This is a genomic window from Streptomyces sp. NPDC005017 (genome assembly GCF_042873115.1).
Classification (GTDB): Bacteria; Actinomycetota; Actinomycetes; order Streptomycetales; family Streptomycetaceae; genus Streptomyces.
In genome coordinates this window covers 49810-76714 of record NZ_JBIALD010000034.1, presented here as the reverse complement: position 1 = coordinate 76714, position 26905 = coordinate 49810, and the positions used below count along the sequence as shown (strand labels likewise).

Below are 26905 nucleotides of genomic sequence, written 5' to 3'. Positions count from 1 at the left end.
GGCGGCGATGATCACGGCACCGAAGACCACCACACCGATGAGAACACGGTGCATCCGTGTCAGCTGTATGGGCGCGGCCACCCGTCATCCCCTCCTGCGGTTCGGAGCGTTCACCCTGTCATGCGGGGGTGCCGGGCGCATCGGCCGGGGGGTGTTCGGGTCCGTGCGACGCGCGTACGGCAGGCCTGTCACTCGTTCGCGTGAAAGACGGTACGCCACGCCGAGCGGCCGCATGACCAGCGTGTCCTCGGGGATGACCAGGTCAGCGATGGCGGAGCAGGTGTCACAAGGGAGCCCGTTCGTGAGCGATGTCGTCTTCGTCGCAGATTTCACCTCCGATCGCCAGTGGGTTGCGGGGCGTTCATGGGCCTATCCGGACGGAGGCCCCACCAACCCGGGCGACAACAAACTGGATTACCTCACCCCGGATCCCAGCTACAGCCGTACCGGCACCTTCCGTGCCACCCGTCGGCCGGACGGGCTGTGGGACGCCGGTCTGCTCACCACCGAGGAGAGCCCCGAGGGGTTCATGGTGCGCACCGGCGACCGGCTGGAGACCAGGGTGCGGCTGCCGGTGGGGATGGGTGCCTGGCCGGCGATCTGGACCTGGCGGGACGGGGGCAACGAGGTGGACGTCTTCGAGTACCACCCTGACAACCCGGATCTGCTGGAGCTCACCAACCACGTCCGTCGCAGCGGGAGTTACGTCCGCAACAGCGCGGTCCGTCCCGGTGCCGTGATCAGTCTGAGCGTGACGTTCGGGCGGCGCAGTGTGGTGTGGCTGCTGAACGGCAGGCAGATCTTCGCCGACCAGCGCGGTGTCGGCTCGGGCTGGCACGCCTATCTCATCGTCAACCTGTCGGTCTGTGCGGGCCGTTACCACCCGAAGCCCGATCCCGACGCGCACGAGCTGTCGTACGGGGTGGAGCGCCTGACCGTGCGCCGCCCTGTGGTGCCGGGGCTGTGAGTCGGCGGTCGCCGGACCGGGCGCCGTGCCGTGCGACGTCGGATGCCACACCTGTGACGGCGGGTTCGGATGCCGGAGCGATGCGGGCGGGCTCGGATGCCGGACCGGAGCGGGCGCGCGGGATGCCGGACTGGAGACCGCGTCGGTGAGCCGGGGGTTCACCGGCTCACCGAACAGCGGGTGGAAGGAGATTCGGAACAGCGGATCGTCGAAGGGCTCAACGGGCGCCTCGCGGGATGCGGCTGTCGCCGAACGCGGCGGCGGGGAAGGTGACTTGGGAGCGCGGCCCGCCCGAGTCCTGCGCGGGCGGTGCGTCTACTGCAGCGGGGCCGGGCGGTCGTAGACGTTGTCCGGCGTCACGATCTCGGTGATCGCCCGGGCGACCAGCGAGGACGGCTCCTGGCCCTGGTAGGTGATGTCGGTGTTGAGCATGAGCACGAGGGTCGCCTTGCGCGAGGGCAGGTAGACGGTCACCGTCTCGTAGCCGGGGATGGAGCCGTTGTGGCCGATCCAGCCGCCGCTGTCGAAGATGCCGAGGCCGTAGCTGGTGCCGGGGTGGCCCGTCGGGAGCATCCTGAGCCGTTCGGCCTGGGTCTGCGGGCTCAGCAGGGTGCCGGTGGCGACGATCCTCGCCCAGCGGTGCAGGTCGTGCAGGTCCGAGATCATGGCCCCGGCCGCCCAGGCCCAACTCGGGTTCCAGTCCGTGGCGTCGGCGACCTCGCCGGTCAGGGTCTGGTCGGTGTAGCCACGCGGGTGGGGGTCGGGGATGGCGGCGTCGACGGGGAAGACCGTGTGGCGCAGCCGCGCCGGGCGCAGGACTTGCTGCTCGATGAAGTCCACCAGGCTCCGGCCGCTGACCTTCTCGACCACGAGGCCGAGCAGGACGAGGTTGGTGTTGGAGTACTGGAACTGCGTGCCTGGGTCGAAGGTGTTGTCGTGCCTGAACCCGTACGCGAGCACCTCGTGCGGGGTGAACTCGCGCTGCGGGTCGCTCAGCAGGTCGTGCTGGAAGTCGGGGTCGTCGGTGTAGGGGAAGAGTCCGCTGCGCATCTCGGCGAGTTGGCGCAGGGTGATGTTCTCGCCGTTCGGCACGTGGTCGACGTAGTCCGAGATCGGGTCGTCGAGTCCGATCCGGCCCTGGTCGACGAGCTTGAGCAGGGCGGTCACCGTGAAGGTCTTGGTCTCGCTGCCGATGCGCACGAACACGTCGGTGGTCATCGGCGCGCGGGTGACGGTGTCGGCGACGCCGCTCGCGCGGACGTAGCTTCCCTTGCCCGGCATCCACAGTCCGGCGACGATGCCGGGGATGCCGGCCTGACGGCGGACGTCCTCGATGGCCTTGTCCAGCCGCGCGGTCAGCTCGGGGCCCAGACCGCCCGGCGGGCAGTCGTCGCCGTGGTACCGGTCGACGCCGGGGGCGGGGTGGACGGCGGCGGCGGGGGTCACCGCGAGCGGGGTGAGCATGGACGCCACGAGCAGGGCCGCGGCGAGCAGACGGCGGGAGGGGGTACGTCGCATGTCTGGCGCCTCTTCGGGGTCAGGGGGCTTCAGACGGCAACATCACCATCCGTGTCGCCGATGGCGGCCCTGGCCAGGGTGGGAGTCCTGACGAGTCCACTCGTTCGGAGCCCCCCGGGATCACGGAGTCGGGCGGCTCGACGGGGCAGGTCACCGGGACGCTCGGGGCGGCCGGCCTCGGGCGCCGTGAGGATCACCGGCTGAGCCACGCGGCCGACCGTGCCCGGCCCCTTCTCCGGGAGCGACGCGGGGAGGAGGCCGGGCCGTCGCGCGGTGTCGGTGACCGTCCTGGGCGACGGGCCCCGGTCGGGCCCGATACCGTACCCGCCAGTAGGGCGTGGGCGGGTGTCCCACGCGACGGGAGGGGACCGGGCATGGAGCGGCAGTGGAGGCTGGAGGAGAGCGCGACGGTCGACGCGCCGCCGGCGGTCGTCTACGGGCTGGTGTCGGACCTGCGCAACATGGGCCGCTGGAGCCCGGAGTGCCGTTCCGTGTGGATGCCGCGGTCTCCGGCGCGGGCGGGTTCGCGGTTCGTCGGGCTCAACAGGCGTGGCCCGTTCGTCTGGTTCACCGTGGGCCGGGTCGCCGTCGCGCGGCAGGACACCGAATTCGCCTTCGACGTCGGTGTCTTCGGGCTGCCGATCGCCCGGTGGGGCTACCGGTTCGAGGCCGAGGGCACGGGGACGAAGGTCACCGAGTTCTGGCAGGACCTGCGGACCGAGGGGTGGCGGGGAAGGGCCGCCGAGCTGCTCGGCACGGTGTTCGCCGGGACGAACCCCGAGCGCCGCGTCGCCCTCAACCGGGCGGGCATGTGTACGACGCTCTCGCGCATCGGGGAGACGGTGGTGGCGGGAGGCTGAGGGGGCGGGTCGGGCGGGAGACTGAGAGGCGAGCGGCCGGTCGAGCCGAACCGGCTGGTGGCGCCGGGGCGAAGGCGGAGCGGAGGCTTCGCGGGGCCGGGCTCACTCCTCCTGTGTCCAGCGCGCCTCACCCGTGCCGAGCGTGATCACCGCCCTCGGGCGCATCGGGCCCTCGGCACGCCGGGACAGCACGACCAGCTCCCCCACCACGGCCGACAGCGTGCCGAGCCGGGCGGCACACTCGGCGGCCAGGGGTTTCGGATGCTGCGTCCGGCCCAGGGACAGATGCGGGGTGAAGCTCCCCTCTCGACGGCCGCACAGCGGGAACCGGGCCTCCAGTTCCCGGTGCAGGCGCTGCCACGGGGCGGGGTCGGCCGCCGCGGGGTCGAGCCACACCGTCGCGTAGTGCCGGTGCCGGAAGTACCGCACCCCGGCCAGCCGCGCCGTGAACGGCGCGCACTCGGCCGCGCCTGCCGACAGCAGCGATACGGCCTCGCCGAACGCCTCCTCCGGTACGAACCCGAACAGCAGGTTCACATGCGGGGGCCACCGCCGGATCTGCGGGTCGTGCACCCACCGGATGTCCTGGATCGCCGGCCACAGCTCCGGGGGCGGCAGCCATGCCACCGCCGTCCTGGGCGTCGGCGCGGCCTCGGCGGCGCGGACGGGCTCGGCCCCGCCGTAGGACGGTGTCCCACTCACCCGGCCATCGTCCCAGGACCAGGACCAGGCCCGCACACGCACCACCCGGCCCGGCCTCACCCCGTCCTCGGCCCACCCGCCCCGGGCCTCATGGACGGCTTCACGGATGACTTCGTGGACTGCTTCCTGGGGGGACTTCCGGGACCGAGCAGCCCCGGACAGCATCATGGACTCTGAACTCCCTCTTCGGAATCCCTCGCTTTACGTGTCGTACGGCGGAGGCCAGAGTAGACCGTACGCCGACAGAAAGCCGGGACCATGGCACTCGACCTCGCGGCCCTGCGGGCCCACTTCCCCTCGCTCGCCGGCGGACTCGCGTTCTTCGACGGACCCGGTGGCACGCAGACCCCGCGCCCGGTCGCCGACGCCATCGCCGCGACACTGACCGGTCCGCTGTCCAACCGGGGCGATGTGAGCCCGTCCGAGCTCAACGCCGAGCACGCCGTCGCCGGATTCCGTGCCGCCTTCGCCGATCTGCTCGGCGTACCGGCCGACGGCATCGTGCACGGCCGCAGCGCCACCCAGCTCACCTACGACTTCTCCCGCCATCTGGCCAAGGGCTGGACCGCGGGCGACGAGATCGTGCTCAGCCGGCTCGACCACGACGCCAACGTCCGCCCCTGGGTGCAGGCGGCCGAGCGCACGGGCGTGACGGTCCGCTGGATCGAGATCGACGCCACGACCATGGAGCTGGACCTCGACTCCTACGAGCGGGCCCTGTCCGCGCGCACCCGGCTGGTCGCGGTCACCGCGGCGTCCAACGTGCTGGGTACCGTGCCGCCCGTGCGCCGGATCGCCGACCGGGCACACGCGGTCGGCGCGTATGTGTACGTGGACGGGGTGCACTACGCCGCGCACCGTCCGGTGGACGTGTCCGCCCTCGGCGCCGACCTGTTCGTCTGCTCGCCGTACAAGTTCCTGGGGCCGCACTGCGGAGTGCTCGCGGCGGACCCCGAGTTCCTCGGGACGCTGCGCCCCGACAAGCTGGTGCCGTCGTCGGACGCGGTGCCGGAACGCTTCGAGTTCGGCACGCTGCCGTACGAGACGCTGGCGGGCGCGACGGCCGCCGTCGACTTCCTCGCCGAGATGGATCCGGGTGAGGGGACCACGCGCAGGGAGCGGCTCGGCCGGTCCTTCGACTCGCTGCACGAGCACGAACTGGCGTTGCGGACCCGGCTGGAGGAGGGGCTCCGGGCGCTGGGCGACGCCGTCACCCTGTACTCGAAGGCACGCCAGCGCACCCCCACGCTGCTGATGGACCTGGAAGGCCGTGACGCACGGGAGGCGCAGTCGCATCTGGCGGCGCGCGGTGTGGTGGCACCGGCCGGATCGTTCTATGCGTACGAGCCGTTCACCGCGCTGAAGCTGCCGGACCCGGCCCTGCGGGTGGGTCTGGCGCCCTACATCACGGACGACGACGTCGACCGGCTGCTCGACGGACTGGCCACGTTCCTCTGAGTCGGGCGGCCTGGTCCTGCGCACCGGCCCGGAGACTGCCGTACGAAGCCGGTTCCGCTACGCCGGGCGGCTTCCCCAGGGCCCTTCCGACCGCCGGACAATGGCCTTTCAGCGGACGGAAGTTGGCCGTCACCTGAACGGGGCGGGCTCCGGGAGCTGCGGGCAGGGCGGTGGCCCAAAAGGTACAGTAACGGAAGGAACACCCACATGAGCTCGACTCCCTACGACGTCCTGGTGGTCGGCGGCGCCGGAGTGGACACCGTCGTCCGCGTCGACGAACTGCGCGTCCCGCCGGGCGACTCACTGCACGTGCCGCCGGTGTACGACTACGTGGCGCACACCGGCAACGGGGTGGCGCTCGGCTTCCACCACCTGGGCCTGGCGACCAAGTTCATCGACTACCTCGGCGACGACGCGCAGGGCCACGCCGTGCTCGCCGCGTACGCCGAGCGGGGCCTGGACTTCAGTCACCTGGTCTCCCCGCACGGCACCCCGCGCGGCATCAACCTGGTCGACGCGCAGGGCCGGCGGTTCTCCTTCTACGACTCCCGGCACCCGGCCGACCTGCGGCTGCCCCGCGCGTTCCATCTGCCGCACCTGGAGCGGGCGCGCCACGTCCATCTGTCGATCACCGGTGTGAACCGGGACATGTACGAGGACATCCACCGGCTGGGCATCACCAGCTCCACCGATCTGCACGACTGGGACGGGACCAACCCGCACCACCTCACCTACGCCCTGAACTCCGACTACGTCTTCCTCAGCGCGGCCGCGGTCCACGACCGGCTGGAGGAGGTCCTGCACCGCGTCGTCGACGAGGGCCGGGCCCGGTTCGTGGTGGCGACCGACGGCGCGGCGGGCTGTCATCTGCTGGTGCGCGGCGAGGAGAAGGCGCGGCACTTCCCGGCGGTGCGCCCGGAGCGCCCGGTGGTGGACAGCAACGGCGCGGGGGACGCGTTCGTCACCGCCTTCCTGCACGCACTGATGGAGGGGCAGGCGCTCCAGGACTGTGTGGTGGCCGGGTCGGTCTCCGGTGCCTTCTCCTGCGCGAGTGCCGGTACGCACACCGAGTTCATCGATCTGCCCGGACTGCGCGCGGCCGTGGCCCGCGCCGTGCCGGCGGTCGGGTGAGGGGAATACCTGGGACGCACATCATCGCCTTCTCGTTCGAAGGCGGTGGGTCCGACAACCGGCTGACGCACGGCGGGTTGTCCCCGCTGGTGTGGAACCTGTGCCGCGAGTACGCGGCGCGGGGCCACCGGGTGTCGCCGGTGACGCCCGCGCACGCCCGACTCGACGCGCTGCGGGAGCGCTTCGGCCTGGAGGAGCTGCACTACCGCGCCACGGACACGGTCCCGCTGGTGCCGGAGCCGAAGGTGTGGCCGCGGGAGCCGCAGAGGGTGAATCTGCGGCTGACCACGGGGACGTACCGGACGCGGCTCGAAGGGGTGGACGTCCACTTCCTCTCCGGCGCGTAGCCGGATCTGCTGCCCCACCGGCTGTATCCGCCGCCGGGCATGGAGGGCCGGGTCCCGGAGGCGCTGCGCGGCCGGTCGGTGGCCACGCAGCGCGTCGCGAACGGGGCTCTGTTCACGGCCACCGGGGTGGAGGTGCGGGACTGATCCCCGTCATCGCACGAGGCGTGGGAACGGCCGGTCAGGGCAGTGCCATCACGTACATGCCGGTCGTTCCCGTGCCCGGGGTGTTGCGGCAGGTGTGGTGGCCGCCCGGGGCAGCCGTGTAGACGAGGGCGAGGCAGCGGCCCTGGCCGAGCTGGCCGTAGTAGTTGGGGTGCATCGACTCCTGCACGGGGCCCTGGGTTCCGGTGCTGTCGATCCAGCGGGCCCACTCGCTGGTGGTGGCCGACGTCGGCTGCGTAGAGCTGACCAGCTTGCTCGCCGTGGCGCACACCTCGCGCCCCTGGAGCATGTCGCGCAGGTCGAGGAACTCGACGCCCTTGGCCGTGGCGACCTGGCGCAGCCGGTTGGCGATCTGCGGGACGAGGGAGTCACGGGCCCAGTCGGAGTCCTTGTTCCAGAAGGGGCAGCCGCCGGTGTTGACGCGGGACCAGCCGCTCTCGGCGTAGCGGTTCTCGCCGCCGCGCGGGATGGGCGACGGGTAGGACTGGAGGATGATCCGGTACGAGCCGGCGCCGTAGCCCGCCGCGCTCATCACCGCGCGGACCTCGTCGATGCTCCTGGCGACGTCGTTCATCACCGTGTTCATCTTCGCGTCCACGACGGGCTGCTGGTCGTCGTGGCAGTACGAGTACCAGACGATGTAGTCCTTGGCGCACTTCTCGATGATGGCGGCGAAGCCGAGGTCGTTGCCGCCGACGGAGAGGGCGACGGCCTTGACGTCGTAGGCGGCGGCGACGGAGGCGAGGCGGTCGGCCTGCGGGGTCTCGCCCTTGTAGGACTGGCCGCCCGAGGCGGAGCGGAAGACGTTGGCCGTGGTGGCGCCGGAGCAGGCGAGGTTGACGAGGGCCTGGACGCCGGTGCCGGTGGCGCTGCTGACCTCGGCGGAGTCGGAGCGGTGGCAGCCGTTGGCCGCCGTGGCCCCGTAGACGAGCGCGGGGTCGTAGGCGCTGCCGGTCCAGGCGCGGTCGGTGCCGTCGCGGCCGCCGCTGTTGGTCAGGCTGTTGCCGCGCCAGCGGCCGGCCTCGCCGGAGATGTAGCTGTCACCGAGGGAGACGATCGCGGTGGGCCCGTTCGACGGGCTCGCCGCGGCGGGCTCGGCCGCGACCAGACCGGCGCCGAGTACGGCCACGCTGGTCAGGGCGGTGAGCAGACGTCTGCGGATGCGCGCACCGGCGCGACGGGTGGGGGCGGTTCCGGACACGGCGAACTCCATCGTTCGGCCAGGTCGGGGGCGCTTCCCGGACAACGGGAAAGTGCCCCCGAGCGTGTTGGCACGCGGGTGAGGGTGGGGGGCCGCCGGCCGGTGGCAGGCAGGAATGTGGCATGCCAGGACTTGTTACCGCTAGGTAGCCGACACTGATTTCCGGTCATGTGACCGTTCTGTTTTCCGCGTCACGGTGGAGTGGAATTCGGCCACGGGCCCGCCTGAGAGGGTGCGCGCGGCGCGGAACGGGCGCTACCGGTCAGAGCAGTCCGGTGTCGTGGGCGTGGATCGCGGCCTGGGTGCGGTCGCGCAGCCCGAGACGCGTGAGGATGCGGGAGAGGTGGTTCTTGACGGTGCCCTCGCTCAGGTACAGCCGGGCGGCGATCTCACGGTTGGTGTGGCCGCGGGCGACCAGACGCAGGATCTCCAGCTCGCGCGGGGTGAGGGGCGGTGTCCCCGGGGCCGGTGCCGGCTCCGCCGGGAGGTGCGGGGTGCCGGGCGCTCCGTGACCGTTCCGCGGACTGATCGACTTGTTCCGGGCCGCCGTGTCGGGCTCCGGCGCTGCGGGGCGGGGCAGTCGGGCCGCCAGGCGGGCCGCAACCTGGGCGTCGAGCTGGGCGACTCCGGCGTGTGCGAGGCGGACCGCCTCCGCGAGCCGCGCCGCCGGCAGGTCCTTCAGCAGGTAGCCGCTCGCCCCGGCACGCAGGGCCTCGGTCACCAGATCCTCGTCGTCGAACGTCGTCAGCATCACCGCCCGGCACTCCGGGGCGCGCGTCCGCAGGACGGCGACGGCCTCCACACCGTCCATGCGCGGCATACGTACGTCCATCAGGACCACGTCCGGGCGCAGCGCGAGGACCTTCTCCACCGCCTCGTGGCCGTCCGCCGCTGTGCCTACGACGGTGATGCCGTCGCGTAGTCCGAGCAGGGCGGCGATGCCCTCGCGCACGAGCTGCTGGTCGTCCACGACCAGGACCCGGACGGTCATGAGCGCCCTCCGCAAGGGTCGGCGGCCGTCATCGCCCGCCTCCGCGCGGGACGGTGACGGTGGCGGTCATCGCCCGTCTCCCCGCGGGACGGTGACGGTGAGGGTCGTGCCCGCGCCCGGGCGGCTGGCGATGTCCACCCGGCCGTCGACCAGCCGTACCCGCTCCCGCATGCCCAGCAGCCCCAGGCCCTGCGCCGGACCGTCACCGTCGCCGTCGCCGTCGCCCGGGGTGAAACCGTGGCCGTCGTCGGCCACCACGAGGCGGGCCGCCCGCTCCCCGAGCGTGAGTTCGACCGACACGGTCGTGGCCGCGGCGTGCCGACGGGCGTTGGTGAGGCCTTCCTGCGCCGCGCGGTAGAGAGCCGTGAGCGCGGCGGGGGCGTAGCGGCTCTCGTCGCCCTCGATGTGCGTGGTGACCCGCGGCCGTCCACCGGCGTCCCGGCCGAGGTCCCCGAGCGCGTCGGCCAGGGAGGGGACGGCGGGTTCGGTGCGCAGTGCGCGCACGGACTGGCGTACGTCGGCGAGGGCGAGCCGGACGGCCCGGCCGGCCTCGGTCATGGCCCGGTCTGCGGCCCCCGGGTCCAGGTCCCGCAGTTCCGAGGCGAGTTCGAGCTGCACACCGGCGGCGGTGAGATGGTGGCCGAGGCTGTCGTGGATGTCCCGGGCCAGGCGTCCGCGCTCGGCCGCCGCCGACAGCTCGGCGACCCGCGCGGCGGAGGCCGCCAGCCGTGCCCGCGCCCGCTGCTCGCCGGCCGCGACCGCCGCCATGGCGAGCGCGAGGGCCAGACCGACGGCGAGCATGAGGACGTCCGAGACATGCTCCGGGTCCCGGTGCCAGCCGGGTTCCGTCGCCGCCAGCGCGACCGGCAGGCCCGCCACGCACACTGCGGACAGCGCCAGCGCGACAACCCGCCCGAAGGCGAAGTACGCGGCGAACGGAACGAGGACGAACAGGGCCCGCGACAGTTGCGAGCCGTCGACGGCGTTCACCACGGCGAACAGCACCAGCCGGGTGGAGAGCAGCGCCACCGCCGCCCCGCGCGGGGTACGGCCCGGGAAGCGGCGGTGCTCGGCCGCGTCCAGGAGGGCGAGCAGGGCCAGGGCGCTCACGAAGCCGGCCGTGCGCGGCACGTCGTGCGGTGCGAGTCCGGCGGCGCGCGCGTACAGGCCGGCCACCAGGACGGCGGCGTACACCGACGGCGCGAACCAGGGCACGGGCCGGGTCACGCCCCCGGCCCGCCGCTCCTGCGCTGTCATCCCCGGCCCCTCCCTGTCCCCGGGACTCTGTCCCCGGCCCCCGACCCCAGCTCCGGCCCTCTCGCCTCGGCTCTCCGTCTTCTCCGGTTCCCCGGGCGGCGGCGGTCTCCAGGCTAAGGCGGGCGAGGCGGGGGATCGAGGTGGCTGCGGCCGATGAGGCCGATGGTCATGTGCCGTTCGGCACCCGTCGGCGCCGCGTGCCCCGGTGACGTACGGCGGACGGACTGTCCGTCCGGCATCTGGGGTCCGGCCGGTGCGGATTCCTAGGGTCGGTCACCGTTCCCGTCTCGGGTGGGCCGGTCCCCGTCCCGTTCGAGCGTTCTTCGTGGAGGTGTCCTTCGTGTCCCTGTCCCTTCCCTCTCGTTCCCGGTCCGCGGGCGCGTCGCTCACCGTCGTGTGCGGGCTGCTGTCGGGGCTGTTCATCGCCGTGCCCGCGCTGGCGGAGGTGTTCACCGGCGAGACCGCGGTGACCAGTTACCTGCTGGGCCTGGCGCCCGCGCTGTCCCTGCCGTTGCTGGGTGCGCTGCACCGGCGCCAGAGCCCGGTGAGCGGACGTTCCGGCGAAGTCGCCTACGTCGTCAACCTGGTCGGGGCCGGTCTGTTCGGCGGGGCCGCGTTCACCCTGAACATGGCGCTGTTCTACCTCGACGAGGCGGCCGTCGAGGATCTGCTGAGCGGCCCCACCCGGTCGGCGTTGCTCGGGTCGGCCGTGGTGTTCGCGGTGGGGTGCGTGCTGTTCGGTGTCTCGGCCGTCCGGGCCGGGGTGTGGCCCAGGGCGGCGGCCTGGGCGTACACGGTGACACTGCCGCTGCTCGCCCTTGTCGCGCCGAAGGCGGACACGGTGCTGAGCAGCGCGCTGCACATCGCCGGCGGGGTGACGCTGATGTGGCTCGCCGTCGGTCTGCACGCCTCGCCCGCCGCCGGGTCTGACGGGGCCGAAGGGGCGGCACCGGCAGCCGTACGCTGAAATTCACTCGACAACTCCCCTTTGGGCGAAGAGCGTTGGCGCAATGCAGCAGGAACAGATCTGGGACGAGGAAGCCGCGCGGCGCTATGACACACCCGGCACCGGGATGTTCGCACCCGAGGTGCTCGACCCGGTGGTGGACCGCCTCGCCGAGCTCGCGGGGGACGGGCCCGCCCTCGAGTTCGCGATCGGCACGGGCCGGGTGGCCGTCCCCCTGGCCCGGCGCGGCGTGCCGGTCACGGGCATCGAGATGTCCGCCCCGATGGTCGAGCGACTGCGCGCCAAGGCCGACGCGGACACCCTCCCCGTGGTCATGGGCGACATGGCCACCGCTCGCGCGCCGGGGCGGTTCACGCTCGTCTATCTCGTCTACAACACGATCTCCAACCTGCTCACCCAGGAGGAGCAGGTCGATTGCTTCCGCAACGCCGCCCGCCATCTCACGCCGGGCGGCCGGTTCGTCGTCGAACTCTGGGTGCCCGAGCTGCGTGTGCTCCCGCCCGGCCGCGCGGCCACCGTCTGGCACCACGAACCCGGCTACATCGGCCTCGACACCTACGACGTGCTCGACCAGCAGGTCGTGTCGCACCACTTCCACTTCGACGACAGCAGCGAGGCCCGCCTGTTCCGCAGCCCCCATCGCTACATCTGGCCCGCCGAGCTCGACCTCATGGCCCGGCTCGCCGGACTGGAACCGCAGACCAGGCACGCCGACTGGACCGGGGGCGAGTTCACCGCCGAGTCCCGCTCCCATGTCTCCGTGTACCGGCTCCCGGCGTAGGCGCAGGCGGGGCTACGGCCGCTGCTCCACCGGCACGCTCAGGGGTGCCCGGAACGACAGCAGACCGAGCATCGGAGGCTTCTGCGACCCGGCTGCCGGGCGGATGTGCGGGAGGACGCGGGCCGCGGCCCTGAGGGCGACCGCAGCCTCCGTGCGTGCCAGGGACGCCCCGGGACAGCGGTGACGGCCGACACCGAAGGCCAGATGGTGGCGGATGTTGGCGCGACGGGGGCACATCCGCTCCGGTTCCGGGAAGAGATCCGGGTCGGATCCGGTGCCCATGAGCATGAGCAACAGCTGTGCGCCGGAGGGGACTTCCACCCCGCCCAGGCGGGTGGCGCGCGCGGTCACCCGGCGCCAGCTGGTCACCGGCGGCTCGCGCCGCAGCACTTCGTCCACCCAGGCCTCGGCCAGTCCTTCCTCCACCGCCGCACGCGACCAGACGCCGGGCTCGGCCAGCGCCCGGCCGAGCACGGTGGAGATGAGCTGTCCGGTGGTGGACTGGCCCGCGATGAAGACGAAGAAGCACGCGCCGACGGCCGTCTCGACGTCCAGGAGGCTGCCGTCGGGCAGCCGGTGCCGGGCCAGCGCACCGATGAAGGAGTCCTCCGAGGCGGCGCCACCGCGCACGGTCTCAGTCAGCCAGCGCTGGAACTCCACGACCAGCTCGGCCAGTTCGAGCTGCCGCTCCAGCGTCGGCCGACCCCAGTACAGCTCCAGCGAGGCGTCGCTCCAGCGGATCAGCGTGGCCGGATCGATCCCCCTGATACCGAGCAGTTCCATCAGCACCCGGCACGGGAGGACCTGCGCGAACCCGGTGAACAGGTCGCTGCCGCCGGTGTTTTCGAGCTCCGGCCGCACCGCGTCGAGCAGTTCCCCGGCGATCCGCTCGATCACCGGTACGGCGGCCGCGACGCGCTGCGCGTTGAAGAAGCGCGTCACCACCCGGCGCAGTCCCGCGTGGGAGGCCGTGCCGTTGTTCGCGAGCGCCGCGGGGAGGGTGAAACGCGCCCGGGCGAACACCCTCAGCACGGCGACGGGCAGCGGGGTGGCGGCGCTCTGGGCGTTGTCCGGGAGGAACCGGTCGTTGTCGAGCAGGACCTCGCGCACGTCCTCGGGGCGGCTGACCAGCCACAGCCCGGTGGCGGGGTCGTGATGCACCGGAGACTCGGTCCTCAGCCGGTCCAGCCAGGGGTAGGGGTCGCGGACGAACGGGGCGCCGAACAGGTCGAGCGGCCCCAGGGGGTCAGCGTCGTCCGGGTACGAAGGACGGGCCGCCGGGCCCGGCCCGGCTCCTTCGGTAACGGTCGCGGGCGCGTCCACAGCCGGGAGAGTCACGGCCGGAAGTTAACACGCCGACCATACGATTCCCGAACAATTGTGCGCGGCATCACCTGGCGATTCGCCCGCCGGACGCCCCGTCGGCCGCGCGCCCGCCGCCGGCCCGGGTAGTGGGTTCGCGAGCAGGGGCCGTACGACCGACCGGGAAGTCGTCGTCCTCGGCGTCCAGCAGATCAGGATCCTGATGCGGTCGGGGTCCGCCGAGCGGGGGCCGGTCCGCACCTGGCCCGGGACTCCTTCTGTCCGGTCGCCCCCTCCGTCGGTCTCCTGCTCTCCGAGGGACTGGTCAGGGCGTTCGCGCGGACGTTCCTGGACCAGCGGGACTCACTGAAGCCGCTGCACGCGTATCCGCGCGAGGAGCGTGCCGAGATGCTCGCGGCGGTCCGGCGCCTCCACCGGACCTGCGAGGCGCCCATACGGGTCGACCCCGCCGATCCCTCCCGCCCCGTCGGCCACGCCGGTCCCGCACCGCCCGGTCAGTAGGCGGCCCCCCCCCCCACCGCCGCGAAGGCCCGCGGCGGTGGGGCGGAGGAGGACGCGCCAGGGAGTGCGAGGGATGTGGGCGGGCGTCGCGACGCCGGAGACCCGCGGCCCTCGGGTGCCGCGCAGGCTCAGTGCGTGCGCCCGTGCACCGGCTGCACGGCCGTCTGAGGGGCGTCGCGCGAGAACAGCCCCGACAGGGAGAGCGCGCCGGGCCCGAAGAACACCAGCATCAGGAAGGCCCAGCAGAACAGCGCCGAGGCCAGGCCGCCGTTCTGGAGCGGGAAGAGGCCGTCCTTCTGGTGCTCGGTGAAGTAGGCGAAGGCCATGATGCCGGAGCACAGGAAGGCCGCGGCGCGGGTCATCACGCCGAGCAGGATCAGCACACCGCCGACGAGTTCGATCACCCCGGCGTACCAGAAGGGCCACTCGCCCACGGCGCTGCTCTCGCGGCCCAGGACGCCGAAGACCGTGGCGGCGCCCTCACTGGCGAACAACAGGCCGAGGACGATACGGAACAGCCCCAGGACGACGGGCTGGTGCTTCGACAGCCGGTCACTCACAGGTGTGTTGTTCATCGGCGGGTACTCCTGGAATCGATCGGTGTGTCCGTGTCCGCCCCCTCGGGACGGGACAGCGGGTGGACAGGGCAGGGCGGCCGACGGGTGGGAGTCCCCGTCGCCCTTACTGAACGTGCCCACCGGGCGTCTCGTTCAACGAACCATCCGCCGATGTGCCGGGGACGGACGGCCCGGCGCGCGGTACCAGCGCGGTGCCGTTCGAGTGGCGTGCACGGCACCGGCCCCGGCTCACAGTGCCGTTCGAGTGGCGTGCGCGGCACCACACCCCCGTGCGCGCCCCCGCGCTCCCGGCGTCACCGATGTTGGAGGCATGACCGATGCTGGAGGCCCGACCGGTCCCGTGCCCTCCGATCCGCTGCCGAAGCTGCTCGTCGCGGTGACCGCCGTCACCGGGATCGTCGACGCGGTGGCCTTCCTCGGCCTCGGCCAGATCTTCACCGCGTTCATGACCGGCAACCTGCTCTTCCTCGGCTTCGCGCTCGGCGGTGCCGAGGGGCTGGAGCCGGCCGGCTCGTGCGCGGCGGTCGGCGCGTTCGCCGCCGGGGCGGTGGCCGGGAGCCGCCTCGGGGCCGCGATGGCCGCCGAACGCTACCGCCGCTGGCTGTTCACCTCGGCCACGACGGCGGCACTGCTGCTGGCGGTCGCCGCCCTCTGCGCCGTCGGCCTCGCCCCGGTCACGGACGACGCGCCGGAGGGCCGGCACTATGCCGTGATCGCGCTGACCGCGCTGGCGATAGGGGTACGGAGCGCGACCATGTGGCGGCTCGGCGCGGTGCTCAACACCACGCTGGTCACCGGCACTCTGGTGACCCTGATCCGGCATTCGGCACTGGGGCGCGGGATCAGCGACGCCGATCAGCGCTACCGGGCGGCCGCCCTGCTCGCCGTACCGGCCGGGGCGCTGCTCGGCACGCTGCTGCTGCGGGTGTCGCTCACGGTCGCCCTGCTGACGGCGTCCGCCGGGGTGCTCGTCTGTCTCGGCGCCTATGTGGCGCACCCGGCTTCCCGGCGGGTACGGGGCGCCTGACCCGTCCTGCCCCGCCGCGCGGCCGGGTTGGGACCCGGGTGGGTCGGGAGCTGTCGCCGACCCACCCGGGGGTCTGTCACGGGAAGGTCAACTTGAAGCTGTTGATGTAGCCGGTGTCGACGGCCGCGTTGTCCTGGACCCGCAGCAGCCAGGTCCCGTTGGCGACCTCGGACGAGGCGTTCACCGTGTACGTGGTGTTGATGTTGTCGGCGCTGCCGCCGGTGCCGTACGCCTTCAGCGTGTAGGCGGTGCCGTCGGGCGCGACCAGCTGCACCTGGAGGTCACCGATGTAGGTGTGCACGATGTTCACCGCGACCGGGAGGTTGCTCGGCGCGTTGCCGGTGCGGCCGGTGACGGTGACCGCGGACGTCACCGCGGAGCCGTTGTCCGGGATGGAGACGTCGGCGGTGTTCTCGAAGACCGTGCCGGGGGGCTGGGTCGTCGTACCGGAGAGGGTCCAGATCGCGTGGGCGACGGCGTCGCTGTTGCGGTCCAGGGCCGTGTCGTTGATGTTCGAGGTGGTGTCGCAGGACGAGTGGTAGCAGCGGTCGAAGGCGGTCGCGGTGCCGCCCCACTTCTGCACCTGGGCGGAGGTCTTGACCCGGCTGGCGCCGGTGAACAGACCGCCGACGGGTATGCCGACGTTCTTGAAGGAGGCGTGGTCGGAGCGTCCGTCGCCCTCGGTCTCGATCTCGGTCGGGACACCGATGCCGGCGAAGTAGTTCTTGAAGGTCTGCTCGATGACCGGGTCGTCGTCGTAGACGAAGTAGCCCGGGTTGGGCGATCCGATCATGTCGAAGTTCAGGTACCCGCTGAACTTCGCTCGCTCGGTGGCCGGGAGGTTGTTGACGTAGTACTTCGAGCCGACGAGCCCGAGTTCCTCGGCGCCCCACCAGCCGAAGCGCAGGTGCTTGGTGGGCTGGTAGCCGGACCGCGAGACGGCGAGGGCGGTCTCCAGGATCGCCGCCGAACCCGAGCCGTTGTCGTTGATGCCGGGCCCGGAGGTCACCGAGTCGAGGTGCGAGCCGGCCATGACGACCTGGTTGGGGTCGCCGCCGGGCCAGTCGGCGATGAGGTTGTAGCCGGTGCTGCCGTTGTACGTGAACTGCTGGACGGTCGTGGTGAATCCGGCCGCGTCGAGCTTCGCCTTCACGAAGTCGATGGACGCCTTGTAGCCGGTCCGGCCGTGGGCGCGGTTGCCGCCGTTGGCGCTCGCGATGGACTGGAGGTCGGCGAGGTGCTGCTTGACGTTGGCCACCGGGATGTCGGGCGCGGCGACGGTGGCCTGCTCGGCGGTGGCGGCGGGGACGGCCCCGGCGAGCAGCGCGGCGACGGCTGTGCCGGCGAGCGCGAGGGCACGTCTGTGAGCGGAGAGCTTCATGTGGGGGCTCCGTGATTCCGAACTGAGGATGGGTTGCGGAACGTGCGTGACACCCCGCGGCGTCGGTGATGCGGGGTGACTGGAGCTGTGTGGTGCCTGTGCCAGGTGCGGCGGTGCGAGCTGAATGTTCGATGAATCTTTGACGTAACGTCAAGAGCGCTGACCGGACTGGTGTGTTCGCTCAGCGGACACTGGCCTGTCCTCGCCCGTTTCGGCAGCGTGGGACGGGCGGGGCAGGCCGGGAGCAGGGGTGTGACCTGCACCACAGGGCCGCCGGGAGCGAGTTGTGACCTGCACCGCAGAGCGTTCCGCGCTCACTCGCGAACGTGACGGAAGTGCGTGGTCAACTCCCCCGACCCGGTCAGGACATGGAGGGCGAGGGCGGCGGCTGGTTCAGGCGGACATCGTCGTGCGGTACGCGCGGTGCTCCCGGGGGAGCCGGACGGTGGAGACGACACCGGAGGCCACCAGCACGGGTCGTCCGGCGAACGTGGGCGCCGCGGCCGTGTGCGCGTGGCCGCAGAGGAACGCCGCGATGTCGGGGTGCCGTTCGACGAGCGCGGCGAGGCGTCCGGCGCCGAACCGGCGGATGCCGTCGACGAGGGGCACGTGCCCGAACACGCGTACCGTCCGGCGCCGCAAGCCCTGTTCGAGACTTTCCGTAACGTGGAAAGCGGCAGGCTATCGAAGCGGGTCGGCCACCTTCGGACGCGGGACGACCAGTAATGAGCATGCGCGCGCGTCGAGAATTCGGATGCGCTGTGATGGCACGATTCATCGTTAACCCAGCCGCTTGGGGCCTACATGGACGACCAGGTCATTACGGCGTCGAGCCGCACCGCCACCACCACACCGCCGGGCCGCTGCCACCACGGAGCCGCGGTCGAAGTGGCGGAGGCGGGCGAGGAACGCTTCCGGGGGCTGCTGGAGGCCGCGCCGGACGCGATGGTCATCGTCGACGACGAAGGGATCATCCGGCTCGTCAACGCCCAGACCGAGACACTCTTCGGCTACGGACGCGCCGAACTCCTCGGCCAGAGCGTCGACCTCCTCATCCCCGACCGCTTCCGCTCCCACCACGCCCACCACCGCGGCGCCTACGCCGACACCCGCCAAGTACGCCCCATGGGCGCCGGACTCGAACTCCACGGCCTGCGCAAGGACGGCACCGAGTTCCCCGTCGAGATCAGCCTCAGCCCCCTCGAGACCACCGACGGACTCCTCGTCTCCGCCGCCGTCCGCGACGTCAGCGACCGCAAAGCCGCCGAACAGCGCTTCCGGGGGCTGCTGGAGGCCGCGCCGGACGCGATGGTCATCGTCGACGACGAAGGGATCATCCGGCTCGTCAACGCCCAGACCGAGACACTCTTCGGCTACGGACGCGCCGAACTCCTCGGCCAGAGCGTCGACCTCCTCATCCCCGACCGCTTCCGCTCCCACCACGCCCACCACCGCGGCGCCTACGCCGACACCCGCCAAGTACGCCCCATGGGCGCCGGACTCGAACTCCACGGCCTGCGCAAGGACGGCACCGAGTTCCCCGTCGAGATCAGCCTCAGCCCCCTCGAGACCACCGACGGACTCCTCGTCTCCGCCGCCGTCCGCGACGTCAGCGACCGCAAAGCCGCCGAACAGCACATCAACCATCTGGCCGCCCTCGTCGAGTCCTCCCAGGACGCGATCCTCGCCAAGACCCTCGACGGCCGCATCACCTACTGGAACGCGGCCGCGCAGCGGCTGTACGGCTACAGCGCCGAGGAAGCCATCGGCCGCAACGTGTCCGTGCTCGCCCTGCCGGACCGCGGGCACGAGATCACCGTGCTCCTGGACCGCCTCGCCCGCGGCGAGAAGGTAGAGCACTTCGAGACCCTCAGGGTGACCCGCAGCGGCCGACTGCTGGACGTGGACGTCACCCTGTGGCCCACCAGGGCCGCCGACGGCACGGTCGAGGGCGCCTGTGCCATCGTGCGTGACATCAGCGACCGCAAACGCGCCGAAGCCGAACTCCAGGCGCTCTACGAGCAGCAGCGCCACATAGCCCTGACCCTTCAGCGCAGCCTCATGGGCACCCCGCCGGCGATCCCGGGCCTGGCCACCGCGAGCCGCTATCTGCCGGCCACCCAGGGCGCGGGCGTGGGAGGTGACTGGTTCGACCTCATCCCGCTGGGGGCGGGCCGGGTCGGCATCCTCATCGGGGACGTGATGGGCCGCGGCCTGGACGCCGCCGCCGTGATGGGCCAGTTGCGGGCCGCCGCGCACGCCCTGGCCAAGACCGGTATGGAGCCACGGCAGTTGATGCAGGCCCTCGACGCGATCGTCGCCGATCTGGACCTGCCCGACCAGCTGGTCACCTGCTGCTACCTCGTCCTCGCCCCGGACACGGGTGAGGTGACCTTCTGCTCGGCCGGCCATCTGCCGGCCCTGCTGGCCGACCGGGACGGCGGCGTGCGGGCGCTCCCGGCCCCGGTCAGCGCTCCGCTCGGCGTCGGCGGCATCCTCCATCAGCAGGCCCGTGTGGCCGTCCCGCCCGGGGCGACGCTCGTGCTCTACACGGACGGCCTGATCGAGACCCCGGGCAGCGACATCGAGCACCGTCTCGCGGCGCTGGTCGGCACCCTCGACGACTCGTTCGCCGCCACCGACAGCCTGGAGGACACCGCCGACCACGTCCTCGCCGCGCTGCTGCCCGACGCCGACGGCCACAACGACGACGTCACCCTGCTCCTGGCCCGCCTCCCCTCGGCCCCGCTGGCCGCCGCGACGACGCACCTCCCGGCCGTCGCCGCCGCCGTCGGCGAGGCCCGCGCCTTCCTGACGAAGACCCTCACCGACTGGGACTGCGCCCACCTCGTCGACGACGCCCGGCTCCTGGTCTCCGAGGTCCTCACCAACGCCATCCAGCACGCCCAGGGCCCCCTCAACCTGCATCTGCGCCGCAACGCCACGGAGTTCACCGTCGAGATCAGCGACCGCAGCCCCCAGCTCCCCCAGCCCCGCCCCGCCTCCCTCGACGACGAGTCCGGACGCGGCCTGCTCCTCGTCGACGCCCTCGCCGACGGCTGGGGCGTGCGGCCCAACGACGACGGGAAGACGACCTGGTTCACGTTCCAGGTGGGCGACGGGGAGATCTGACAGAACTCGCCTGCCCATCAGAACAGGCTTCCACGTACCGCCATTGACGTGACGTCATCCCACTGGTTGAGTGGCTCATCCACTGAGCCAATGGAGGGACGACGTGGAGACACTGCCCCGTGCCACGCTGGTCGACGCCCTGGAGGGACGTCTCCGCGAGGACATCCTCAACGGGCGGCACACCGCCGGGAGTTACCTTCCACCGGAGCGTGAGCTCGCCGACGGCTACGGCGTCACCCGCACCACCCTGAAGCACGCGTTCGGCCGTCTCGTCCAGGCCGGCCTGCTGGAGACCCGGCACGGCGTGGGCACCCGGGTGCGGGACTATCTGCGGCTGGGCGGGGCGGATCTGCTGCCCATGCTGGTGCGGCACAGTCCCGACTGGGTCGGCGAGATCTTCGAAGTACGGCGTGGCATAGGCGCGTTGATAGCCGAGCGCGCCGCCACGCGGGTGTCGGGCGGTCAGCAGGGCGAGCTGAGGGCCCTGTTGGCCGCCGTGGGCGAGGCGGCCGGCGCCGACGCCGTGCAGCTGGCGGACGTCGAGGTGCACCGCGCCCTGGCCCGGGCCACCGGCAACCGGGTCTATGTACTGCTGACCAACACCCTGTTCAACGCGTATCTGCCGGTCCGCGCCTCGCTGGCGGGCCCGTTCACCGACGCCGGGGTCGCCCGTGACCGCCTCGCACCCGTCGTCGAGTCGGTCTGCGCCGGGAACGCGGCCGGGGCGCGCGAGGCCGCCGAGAAGTACCTGACGGACACCGAGAGGATCATGCTGGACGGCCTGCGATGAGCGGCCCCGGCACCCGCACACGAACCGCCGCCACCACACGGGGCACCTCCTTCCGGGAGACCATGTCGGGCACGCTGTGCCTGCACGAGGACAGGGGCCGCACTCGTGGGGTGCGTCTGCAACTGACCGTGACGGCAGGGCAGATACTGCGCCCCACCCGTACGACCGAGGCACGGGCCGTTGGCCGCGTCCGGATCGCCGGACTCACCGGCGGCGCGGCGGTCGAGGGGGAGCTGGAGATCTCCCCGCTGGCCCGGCGGCGGATCCGCTACCGGCTCGCCTTCACCGCCGACGGCCGACGTTTCACCCTGGACGGCTGGAAGTCGGTGACCCCGCGGCGGCCCGTGGCGTCGATGACCGTACTGCCGTACACGCTGTACGAGGACGGAAGCCCGGTCGGCGGCGGTGTGCTCCGCTTCCGTCTCGCCACGCGGGGGCTGCCGTTCCTGGCGAGCTGGCGATTCCCGCGGCAGGAGGACCCGGCCGGTCTGCTCGCACCGCGCTGGCGGGGCGAGGCGGGCCGTACCGAGGTCTGGTACACGACACTCACCGACCCGGCGACCGGGACCGGGGTGTGGCTCCATCACGAACTCGTCGCACCGGCCGACGGATCCGAGCCGTACGCGCACGGCTGGGCCGCGGTGTTCCCCGAGGCCGGCCCCGTACGTCATGTGCGCTTCGGTCCCGCCCCGTGGACCGGCGACCGCGACGGTTTCCGCGCGGACGGTGTCACGGCCGCCCCGGGCCGCCTCACCGGGTCGGCGGAGGACGGCGCCTGGCGGTGGAAGCTGGACGAACAGCCCCTGGACGGACCACTGTTCACGTTCCCGCGCTGGTCCTGGACCCGGCCCCGGCTGCCCGCGGCGCAGATCCTGCCCGCCGCCTCGGCCCGCTACGACGGCACGTTCACCTATGAGGGCACGACGCTCTCGCTCGAAGCCGCGCCCGGCGCGTCCGCCCGGATCTACGGTCACGGCAACGCCCGCCGCTGGGCGTGGCTGCACGCCGACCTCGGTGACGGTGAGGTGCTGGAGATCGTCGCCGCCGTCTCCCGGCGGCCCGGCCTGCGCAGGCTCCCCCCGCTGGTCTTCCTGCGGCTGCGCCGCCACGGCCGCACCTGGCCGCGCCGCCCGGAGCGGAGCGCGGTCGGCTGGGCGGGCTGGGGACGCTTCCGCGCCGAACTGGGCCTGCCCGTCTGGACGGTCACCGGCCGCAGCGGACTGCGCCGGATCACCGTGACGGTCACCCAGTCCGAGGACCGCACCCTCGCGCTCGACTACCGCGACCCGGACGGCGACCCCGCCGTGTGCCGCAACAGCGAACGCGCCGACGCACAGGTGCGCCTGGAACGGTGGTGGCCGGGTGGCTGGCGGACCGAGGCGCGCTGGACGCTCGACGGCACCGCCCACGCGGAAGTGGGCACCCGGTGAGCGCCGCCGTGGCCGGTCTGGTGGCCGCCCTGATCGGCGACGACGGCTCCACCGAGTGGGCCGCGCGCGTCCCCGGCCGTCTGGAGACGGTGCTCGCCTCGCTGCCGGCCGGGCCCCGCTCGGCGTTCCGGGCGGCGGCGCACGCGGTGGACGCCTACGCACGGGCCCGCACCGGACGCGGCATGGCGGCACTCACCCCCGCCGAACGGGCGGCGACGCTCGCCCGGCTCGCCGCCCGGCCCGCCCTGCTGCCGCTGCTGGAGACGGTCAAGGTGCCCGTGCTGCTCGCGGCCGGGACCGAGCGGATGCTCGGGAGCACTCCCCCGGCTCCCACCCCCGTCCGCCCGGACCCGCCGCTCGACTGCACCCCCGCCGAGGCCTGGCCCTCGCGCAGCACCGCCGACGCCGTCGTGATCGGCTCGGGCGCCGGTGGTGCCATGGCCGCCCGGACCCTCGCGCGGGCCGGACTCGACGTCGTCGTCCTCGAGGAAGGCCACCACCACGGCACCGACGGTTTCCGCCGGCGCGCACCGCTGGAGCGGTTCACCGAGCTGTACCGGGACGGCGGAGCGACCGTGGCCGTCGGCCGGGTGCCCGTGCTGCTGCCGACCGGCCGGGCCGTCGGCGGCACCACACTGGTCAACTCCGGTACCTGCTACCGCACTCCGGACCGTGTCCTGGCCCGCTGGAGCACCGACTTCGGCTTCGCGCCCGCGGACGGCCTCGCCGCCCACCTCGACGAGGCCGAACGCACCCTCGGTGTGGCCCGTCAGCCCCTGGACGTGCTCGGCGCCAACGGCCGGCTCGCGCTGGCCGGTGCCCGCGCCCTCGGCTGGACCGCCGCGCCGCTGCGCCGCAACGCCCCCGGATGCCGGGGCTCCTGCGCGTGCGTGGTCGGCTGCCCCACCGGCGCCAAGCAGAGCGTCCAGCTGTCCGTCCTGCCGGACGCCTGCGCGGCGGGGGCCCGGATCGTCACGGGGGCGAGGGTGGAACGCGTGCTCGTCGACGGCGACCGCCCGGGCGGCCCCCGCGCGGCGGGGGTGCGGGTGCGCCGCGACGGCGGTCACCTCGAGATCCTCGCGCCCCTGGTCGTGGTGGCCGCCGGCGCCCTTCAGTCGCCGCCGCTGCTGCGCCGCTCCGGTCTGGGCGGCCATCCCCGGCTCGGCCGCAATCTCAGCGTCCATCCCGCCACCACCCTCGCCGGCAGCTTCGCCGAGCCGGTCACCGCCTGGGAGGGCGTCCTCCAGAGCGTGGGCGTGGAGGAGCACCACGAACGCGACGGGGTGCTCGTCGAGGCCACCGCCACGCCGCCCGGCATGGGCACGTTCGTCCTGCCGGGTCTGGGCGCGGGCCTGCGCCGTGAACTGGACGACGCCCACCGGCTCGCCACGCTCGGCGCGATGATCGCCGACCGTCCCTCCGGCCGCGTACTCGGCGGCGGTCGCACGCTGATCCGCTACGACCTCCACCGCCGCGACGCCGGACGGCTGCTGCACGCCGTGCGCGTGATGGGCGAACTGCTCCTCGCCGCCGGAGCCGAGGAGGTGCTGACGGGCATCCCCGTCACACCCCGGGTACGCACGCTCGGGGAGCTCGACGACCTGCTCGCCCGCACCGGGGCGCACCGGCTCCATGTCTCGGCGTACCACCCCACCGGGACCGTCGCGGCGGGCGCGGACCCGCAGCGCTGTCCGGCGGACGCCCGCGGCCGCCTGCGCGGCGTGCACGGCGTCCTGGTCGCCGACGCCTCCGTGCTGCCTTCCTGCCCCGAGGTCAACCCGCAGCTGAGCATCATGGCCGCCGCGCTGGCCGTCACGGACCTGCACCTCGGCGACTGAGGCACCGCCCCGGCCGCCGAAGGACGGCCGGGGCGGGCAACGGGCGCGGACCTCAGCAGATCCGCGGCAGTTGCTCCCCGATCGGCAGGTCGACCACCCTGGTTCCACCGAGGCTGGTCCGGGCCACGACCATGCCCGGGTGCGCCTCGACGGCCTCGCCGACGACCGCGGCGTCCCGGCCCAGCGGGTGGGCGCGCATCGCGTCGAGGACGGCGTCGGCGTGCTCGCGCGGGACGAAGGCCACCAGCTTGCCCTCGTTGGCGATGTACAGGGGGTCCAGGCCGAGGATGGCGCAGGCGTTGGCCACCTCCGGCGGCACGGGCACCTCGCGTTCCCGGACGACGACCCCCGTGCCGGAGGCGGCCGCGATCTCGTTGAGCGACGCCGCGAGGCCACCGCGGGTGGGATCGCGCAGTACGTGCAGGTCCGGGGTGACGGCGAGCATGGTCTCGACGAGGCCGCCGAGCGGCGCGCAGTCGCTCTCGATCTCCACGCCGAACTCCAGGCCCTCGCGGACGCTCATGACCGCCACGCCGTGGACGCCGACGGCACCGCTGACGATCACGACGTCGCCGGGGACGACCCGCTGCGGGCGCAGGTCCACGCCCTCGGGGACGACCCCGATGCCGGCCGTGTTGATGTAGACGCCGTCCCCGTGTCCGGACTCGACGACCTTGGTGTCACCGGTCGCCACCTCCACGCCGGCGTTGCGCGCGGCCGCGCCCAGCGCCTCGGCGACCCGGGTGACGGTCTCCAGCTCGACGCCCTCCTCCAGGATGAATCCGCAGGAGAGATAGGCCGCTCGGGCGCCGCTCATGGCGAGGTCGTTCACGGTGCCGTTGACCGCCAGGTCGCCGATGCTGCCGCCGGGGAAGAACAGCGGCCGTACGACGTAGGAGTCCGTGGAGAACGCGAGCCGGGCGCCGCCCAGGGAGAGGACCGCGGCGTCGCCCATCTGGGAGAGCGTCTCACCGCCGTAGGCGGGGGCGAAGATCTGCTGGACGAGTTCGGCGGAGAGGGCACCACCGCCGCCGTGGCCCATGACGACCCGGGGCCGGTCGCGCACCGGCGCCGGGCAGGTCCACGCCTCGATGTCCAGGGGGGCGGCGGGGAGTTCGGTGCGGTCAGACAACGGGGCTCGCCTCCCGGGCCGTGGTGGGCAGTTCCAGCCGCCGGTAGAGGTAGTACGCCGCGCAGGCGCCCTCGCTGGAGACCATCGTTGCGCCCAGCGGTGTACGCGGGGTGCACAGGGTGCCGAAGGCGGCGCACTCGTGCGGCTTGAGCAGTCCCTGGAGGACCTCGCCGCTGCGGCACTCGGCGGGTTCCTCGGTCCGGATGCCGTCGACGCGGAAGCGGTGCTCGGCGTCGTGGTCGCGGTACTTCGGCGCCAGCCGCCAGCCGCTGTCGGGGATCACTCCGATGCCCCGCCAGGCGCGGTCGGTGACCTCGAAGACGTCCTCCAGCATGGCGCGGGCGGCGGGGTTGCCGTCGGGGCGGACCGCTCGGGCGTAGGCGTTGTCGACGGAGTGCTCGCCGCGTTCCAGCTGCCGTACGGTGCGGCGTACGCCTTCGAGGATGTCCAGGGGTTCGAAGCCGGTGACGACGATGGGCACCCGGAAGCGTTCGGCCAGTTCGGGGTACTCCCCCATGCCCATCACGCTGCACACGTGCCCGGCGGCGAGGAAGCCCTGGACGCGGCAGGTGGGCGAGGACATGATCGCCTCGATGGCGGGAGGCACCCTGACGTGGGAGACCAGCATGCTGAAGTTCCTGATGCCCTCCTTGCGCGCCTGATGGACCGTCATGGCGTTGGGCGGGGCGGTGGTCTCGAAGCCGATGCCGAAGAACACCACTTCGCGGTGCGGGTTCTGGCGGGCGATCCGCAGGGCGTCGAGGGGTGAGTACACGACCCGGACGTCGCCGCCCTCGCCGCGCACCTGGAACAGGTCCCGACCGGTGCCGGGCACGCGCAGCATGTCACCGAAGGAGCAGAAGATCACGCCGGGCCGGGAGGCGATCTCCAGGGCCTTGTCGATGACCTCCAGCGGGGTCACGCACACCGGGCAGCCGGGCCCGTGGATCAACTCGATCTGGTCCGGCAGGAGTTGGTCGAGACCGTGCCGGATGATGCTGTGCGTCTGCCCTCCGCACACCTCCATCAGCGCCCAGGGCCGGGTCACGGTGGCGTGGATGTCGTCGAGCAGCCGCCGGGCCAGCTCCGGGTCCTGGAACTCGTCGATGTACTTCACTGGCCCTGCACCTCTTCCACCGGTTCGACGCCCGCCTCGGCCGCCGCCATCTCCCAGGCGTCGCCGAACTCCTCCTGGAGCATGCCGAGTTCGGCGAAGAGTTCGAGTGTCTGCTTCGCCGACTCCTCGTCCAGCCGCTGCAGGGCGAACCCGACGTGCACGATGGCGTACTCGCCGACCTGGAGGTCCGGCAGATACTCCAGGCACACCTCCTTGACGACTCCGCCGAAGTCGACGGTGGCCATCCGGGTGCCGTCGCGTTCCTCGATGTCCAGCACTCTGCCGGGTACCGCCAGGCACATGGGCCTCTCCTC

General features: G+C 72.7%; 24 protein-coding genes. 12 read left to right on the top strand and 12 right to left on the bottom strand.

Features of this window, described 5'->3' with window-relative positions:
• The first annotated feature begins 301 nt into the window (after positions 1-301).
• On the top strand, positions 302-967 hold the full coding sequence (locus ACFYR0_RS34370; protein ID WP_389337126.1) for a beta-glucanase: 666 nt from the start codon (positions 302-304) through the stop codon (positions 965-967).
• 315 nt (positions 968-1282) lie between these two features.
• Here ACFYR0_RS34370 and ACFYR0_RS34365 read toward each other — a convergent pair whose 3' ends face one another.
• Positions 1283-2485: a serine hydrolase domain-containing protein gene (locus ACFYR0_RS34365; RefSeq protein ID WP_389337123.1), complete on the bottom strand. Its 1203-nt coding sequence runs from the start codon at positions 2483-2485 to the stop codon at positions 1283-1285.
• 374 nt (positions 2486-2859) lie between these two features.
• Between ACFYR0_RS34365 and ACFYR0_RS34360 the strand changes: the two genes are divergently transcribed.
• Positions 2860-3345 (top strand): SRPBCC family protein, encoded by a 486-nt coding sequence (locus ACFYR0_RS34360; protein ID WP_389337119.1) that lies wholly within the window; start codon positions 2860-2862, stop codon positions 3343-3345.
• A 102-nt stretch (positions 3346-3447) separates the two neighbouring features.
• Here the strand turns inward: ACFYR0_RS34360 and ACFYR0_RS34355 are convergent, their stop codons facing one another.
• Positions 3448-4047 carry a 2'-5' RNA ligase family protein gene (locus ACFYR0_RS34355; RefSeq protein ID WP_389337116.1) on the bottom strand — a complete coding sequence of 200 codons (600 nt, stop codon included), beginning with the start codon at positions 4045-4047 and terminating at the stop codon, positions 3448-3450.
• 258 nt (positions 4048-4305) lie between these two features.
• On the opposite strand from ACFYR0_RS34355, the gene ACFYR0_RS34350 reads away from it, so the two are divergent.
• From ACFYR0_RS34350 to ACFYR0_RS34340, 3 genes are all read left to right on the top strand, one after another.
• The gene (locus ACFYR0_RS34350; RefSeq protein ID WP_389337113.1) at positions 4306-5505 is read left to right on the top strand and encodes a cysteine desulfurase-like protein; all 1200 of its coding nucleotides are present in this window, start codon (positions 4306-4308) and stop codon (positions 5503-5505) included.
• Between the two features lie 207 nt (positions 5506-5712).
• Positions 5713-6636, top strand: coding sequence for a carbohydrate kinase family protein (locus tag ACFYR0_RS34345; RefSeq protein ID WP_389337110.1), 924 nt, complete (start codon positions 5713-5715; stop codon positions 6634-6636).
• Positions 6633-6983, top strand: coding sequence for a hypothetical protein (locus ACFYR0_RS34340; protein WP_389337107.1), 351 nt, complete (start codon positions 6633-6635; stop codon positions 6981-6983). The genes ACFYR0_RS34345 and ACFYR0_RS34340 overlap by 4 nt, the downstream gene beginning before the upstream one ends.
• Before the next feature lie 178 nt (positions 6984-7161).
• Here the strand turns inward: ACFYR0_RS34340 and ACFYR0_RS34335 are convergent, their stop codons facing one another.
• From ACFYR0_RS34335 to ACFYR0_RS34325, 3 genes are all read right to left on the bottom strand, one after another.
• A complete protein-coding gene (locus tag ACFYR0_RS34335) occupies positions 7162-8346 on the bottom strand; it encodes a GDSL-type esterase/lipase family protein (RefSeq protein ID WP_389337104.1) in 1185 nt (394 codons plus the stop codon).
• A 262-nt stretch (positions 8347-8608) separates the two neighbouring features.
• Positions 8609-9337, bottom strand: a complete 729-nt coding sequence (locus tag ACFYR0_RS34330; protein WP_389337101.1) for a response regulator — start codon at positions 9335-9337, stop codon at positions 8609-8611.
• Between the two features lie 66 nt (positions 9338-9403).
• A complete protein-coding gene (locus ACFYR0_RS34325; RefSeq protein WP_389337098.1) occupies positions 9404-10594 on the bottom strand; it encodes a sensor histidine kinase in 1191 nt (396 codons plus the stop codon).
• 340 nt (positions 10595-10934) lie between these two features.
• Here ACFYR0_RS34325 and ACFYR0_RS34320 point away from each other — a divergent pair, with 340 nt between their 5' ends.
• Together ACFYR0_RS34320 and ACFYR0_RS34315 are read left to right on the top strand one after the other, a co-directional pair.
• Positions 10935-11561, top strand: a complete 627-nt coding sequence (locus tag ACFYR0_RS34320; protein ID WP_389337095.1) for a hypothetical protein — start codon at positions 10935-10937, stop codon at positions 11559-11561.
• A gap of 43 nt (positions 11562-11604) precedes the next feature.
• Positions 11605-12342 (top strand): class I SAM-dependent DNA methyltransferase, encoded by a 738-nt coding sequence (locus tag ACFYR0_RS34315; protein WP_389337092.1) that lies wholly within the window; start codon positions 11605-11607, stop codon positions 12340-12342.
• 12 nt (positions 12343-12354) lie between these two features.
• On the opposite strand, the gene ACFYR0_RS34310 is transcribed toward ACFYR0_RS34315, so the two are convergent.
• Both ACFYR0_RS34310 and ACFYR0_RS34305 read right to left on the bottom strand, forming a co-directional pair.
• On the bottom strand, positions 12355-13680 hold the full coding sequence (locus tag ACFYR0_RS34310) for a cytochrome P450 (RefSeq protein WP_389337089.1): 1326 nt from the start codon (positions 13678-13680) through the stop codon (positions 12355-12357).
• Positions 13681-14294: 614 nt separating this feature from the next.
• Positions 14295-14741 carry a DoxX family protein gene (locus tag ACFYR0_RS34305; protein ID WP_389337086.1) on the bottom strand — a complete coding sequence of 149 codons (447 nt, stop codon included), beginning with the start codon at positions 14739-14741 and terminating at the stop codon, positions 14295-14297.
• Between the two features lie 313 nt (positions 14742-15054).
• Here ACFYR0_RS34305 and ACFYR0_RS34300 point away from each other — a divergent pair, with 313 nt between their 5' ends.
• Positions 15055-15771, top strand: a complete 717-nt coding sequence (locus ACFYR0_RS34300; protein WP_389337083.1) for a DUF1275 family protein — start codon at positions 15055-15057, stop codon at positions 15769-15771.
• 76 nt (positions 15772-15847) lie between these two features.
• On the opposite strand, the gene ACFYR0_RS34295 is transcribed toward ACFYR0_RS34300, so the two are convergent.
• Complete coding sequence (locus tag ACFYR0_RS34295) at positions 15848-17152, bottom strand: M28 family metallopeptidase (protein WP_389337080.1); 1305 nt, start codon at positions 17150-17152, stop codon at positions 15848-15850.
• Positions 17153-17545: 393 nt separating this feature from the next.
• On the bottom strand, positions 17546-17773 hold the full coding sequence (locus ACFYR0_RS34290) for a hypothetical protein (RefSeq protein WP_389337077.1): 228 nt from the start codon (positions 17771-17773) through the stop codon (positions 17546-17548).
• Between the two features lie 183 nt (positions 17774-17956).
• Between ACFYR0_RS34290 and ACFYR0_RS34285 the strand changes: the two genes are divergently transcribed.
• The 4 genes from ACFYR0_RS34285 to ACFYR0_RS34270 all read left to right on the top strand — a co-directional run bounded on the left by ACFYR0_RS34285 (position 17957) and on the right by ACFYR0_RS34270 (position 24342).
• Complete coding sequence (locus ACFYR0_RS34285) at positions 17957-20284, top strand: PAS domain S-box protein (RefSeq protein ID WP_389337074.1); 2328 nt, start codon at positions 17957-17959, stop codon at positions 20282-20284.
• A 103-nt stretch (positions 20285-20387) separates the two neighbouring features.
• Positions 20388-21074 (top strand): FadR/GntR family transcriptional regulator, encoded by a 687-nt coding sequence (locus tag ACFYR0_RS34280; RefSeq protein ID WP_389337071.1) that lies wholly within the window; start codon positions 20388-20390, stop codon positions 21072-21074.
• Positions 21071-22504, top strand: coding sequence for a hypothetical protein (locus ACFYR0_RS34275; protein WP_389337068.1), 1434 nt, complete (start codon positions 21071-21073; stop codon positions 22502-22504). The genes ACFYR0_RS34280 and ACFYR0_RS34275 overlap by 4 nt, the downstream gene beginning before the upstream one ends.
• Positions 22501-24342: a GMC family oxidoreductase N-terminal domain-containing protein gene (locus tag ACFYR0_RS34270; RefSeq protein ID WP_389337065.1), complete on the top strand. Its 1842-nt coding sequence runs from the start codon at positions 22501-22503 to the stop codon at positions 24340-24342. Before ACFYR0_RS34275 ends, ACFYR0_RS34270 begins: the two co-directional genes overlap by 4 nt.
• Positions 24343-24394: 52 nt before the next feature.
• Here the strand turns inward: ACFYR0_RS34270 and hypE are convergent, their stop codons facing one another.
• Genes hypE through ACFYR0_RS34255 form a run of 3 tightly spaced genes read right to left on the bottom strand, consistent with a single transcriptional unit; the run spans position 24395 to position 26893 of the window.
• Positions 24395-25474 (bottom strand): hydrogenase expression/formation protein HypE, encoded by a 1080-nt coding sequence (hypE, locus tag ACFYR0_RS34265; protein ID WP_389337062.1) that lies wholly within the window; start codon positions 25472-25474, stop codon positions 24395-24397.
• Positions 25467-26591, bottom strand: coding sequence for a hydrogenase formation protein HypD (gene hypD / locus ACFYR0_RS34260; RefSeq protein ID WP_389337059.1), 1125 nt, complete (start codon positions 26589-26591; stop codon positions 25467-25469). Before hypD ends, hypE begins: the two co-directional genes overlap by 8 nt.
• On the bottom strand, positions 26588-26893 hold the full coding sequence (locus tag ACFYR0_RS34255) for a HypC/HybG/HupF family hydrogenase formation chaperone (protein ID WP_389337056.1): 306 nt from the start codon (positions 26891-26893) through the stop codon (positions 26588-26590). The genes hypD and ACFYR0_RS34255 overlap by 4 nt, the downstream gene beginning before the upstream one ends.
• Between the last annotated feature and the right edge of the window lie 12 nt (positions 26894-26905).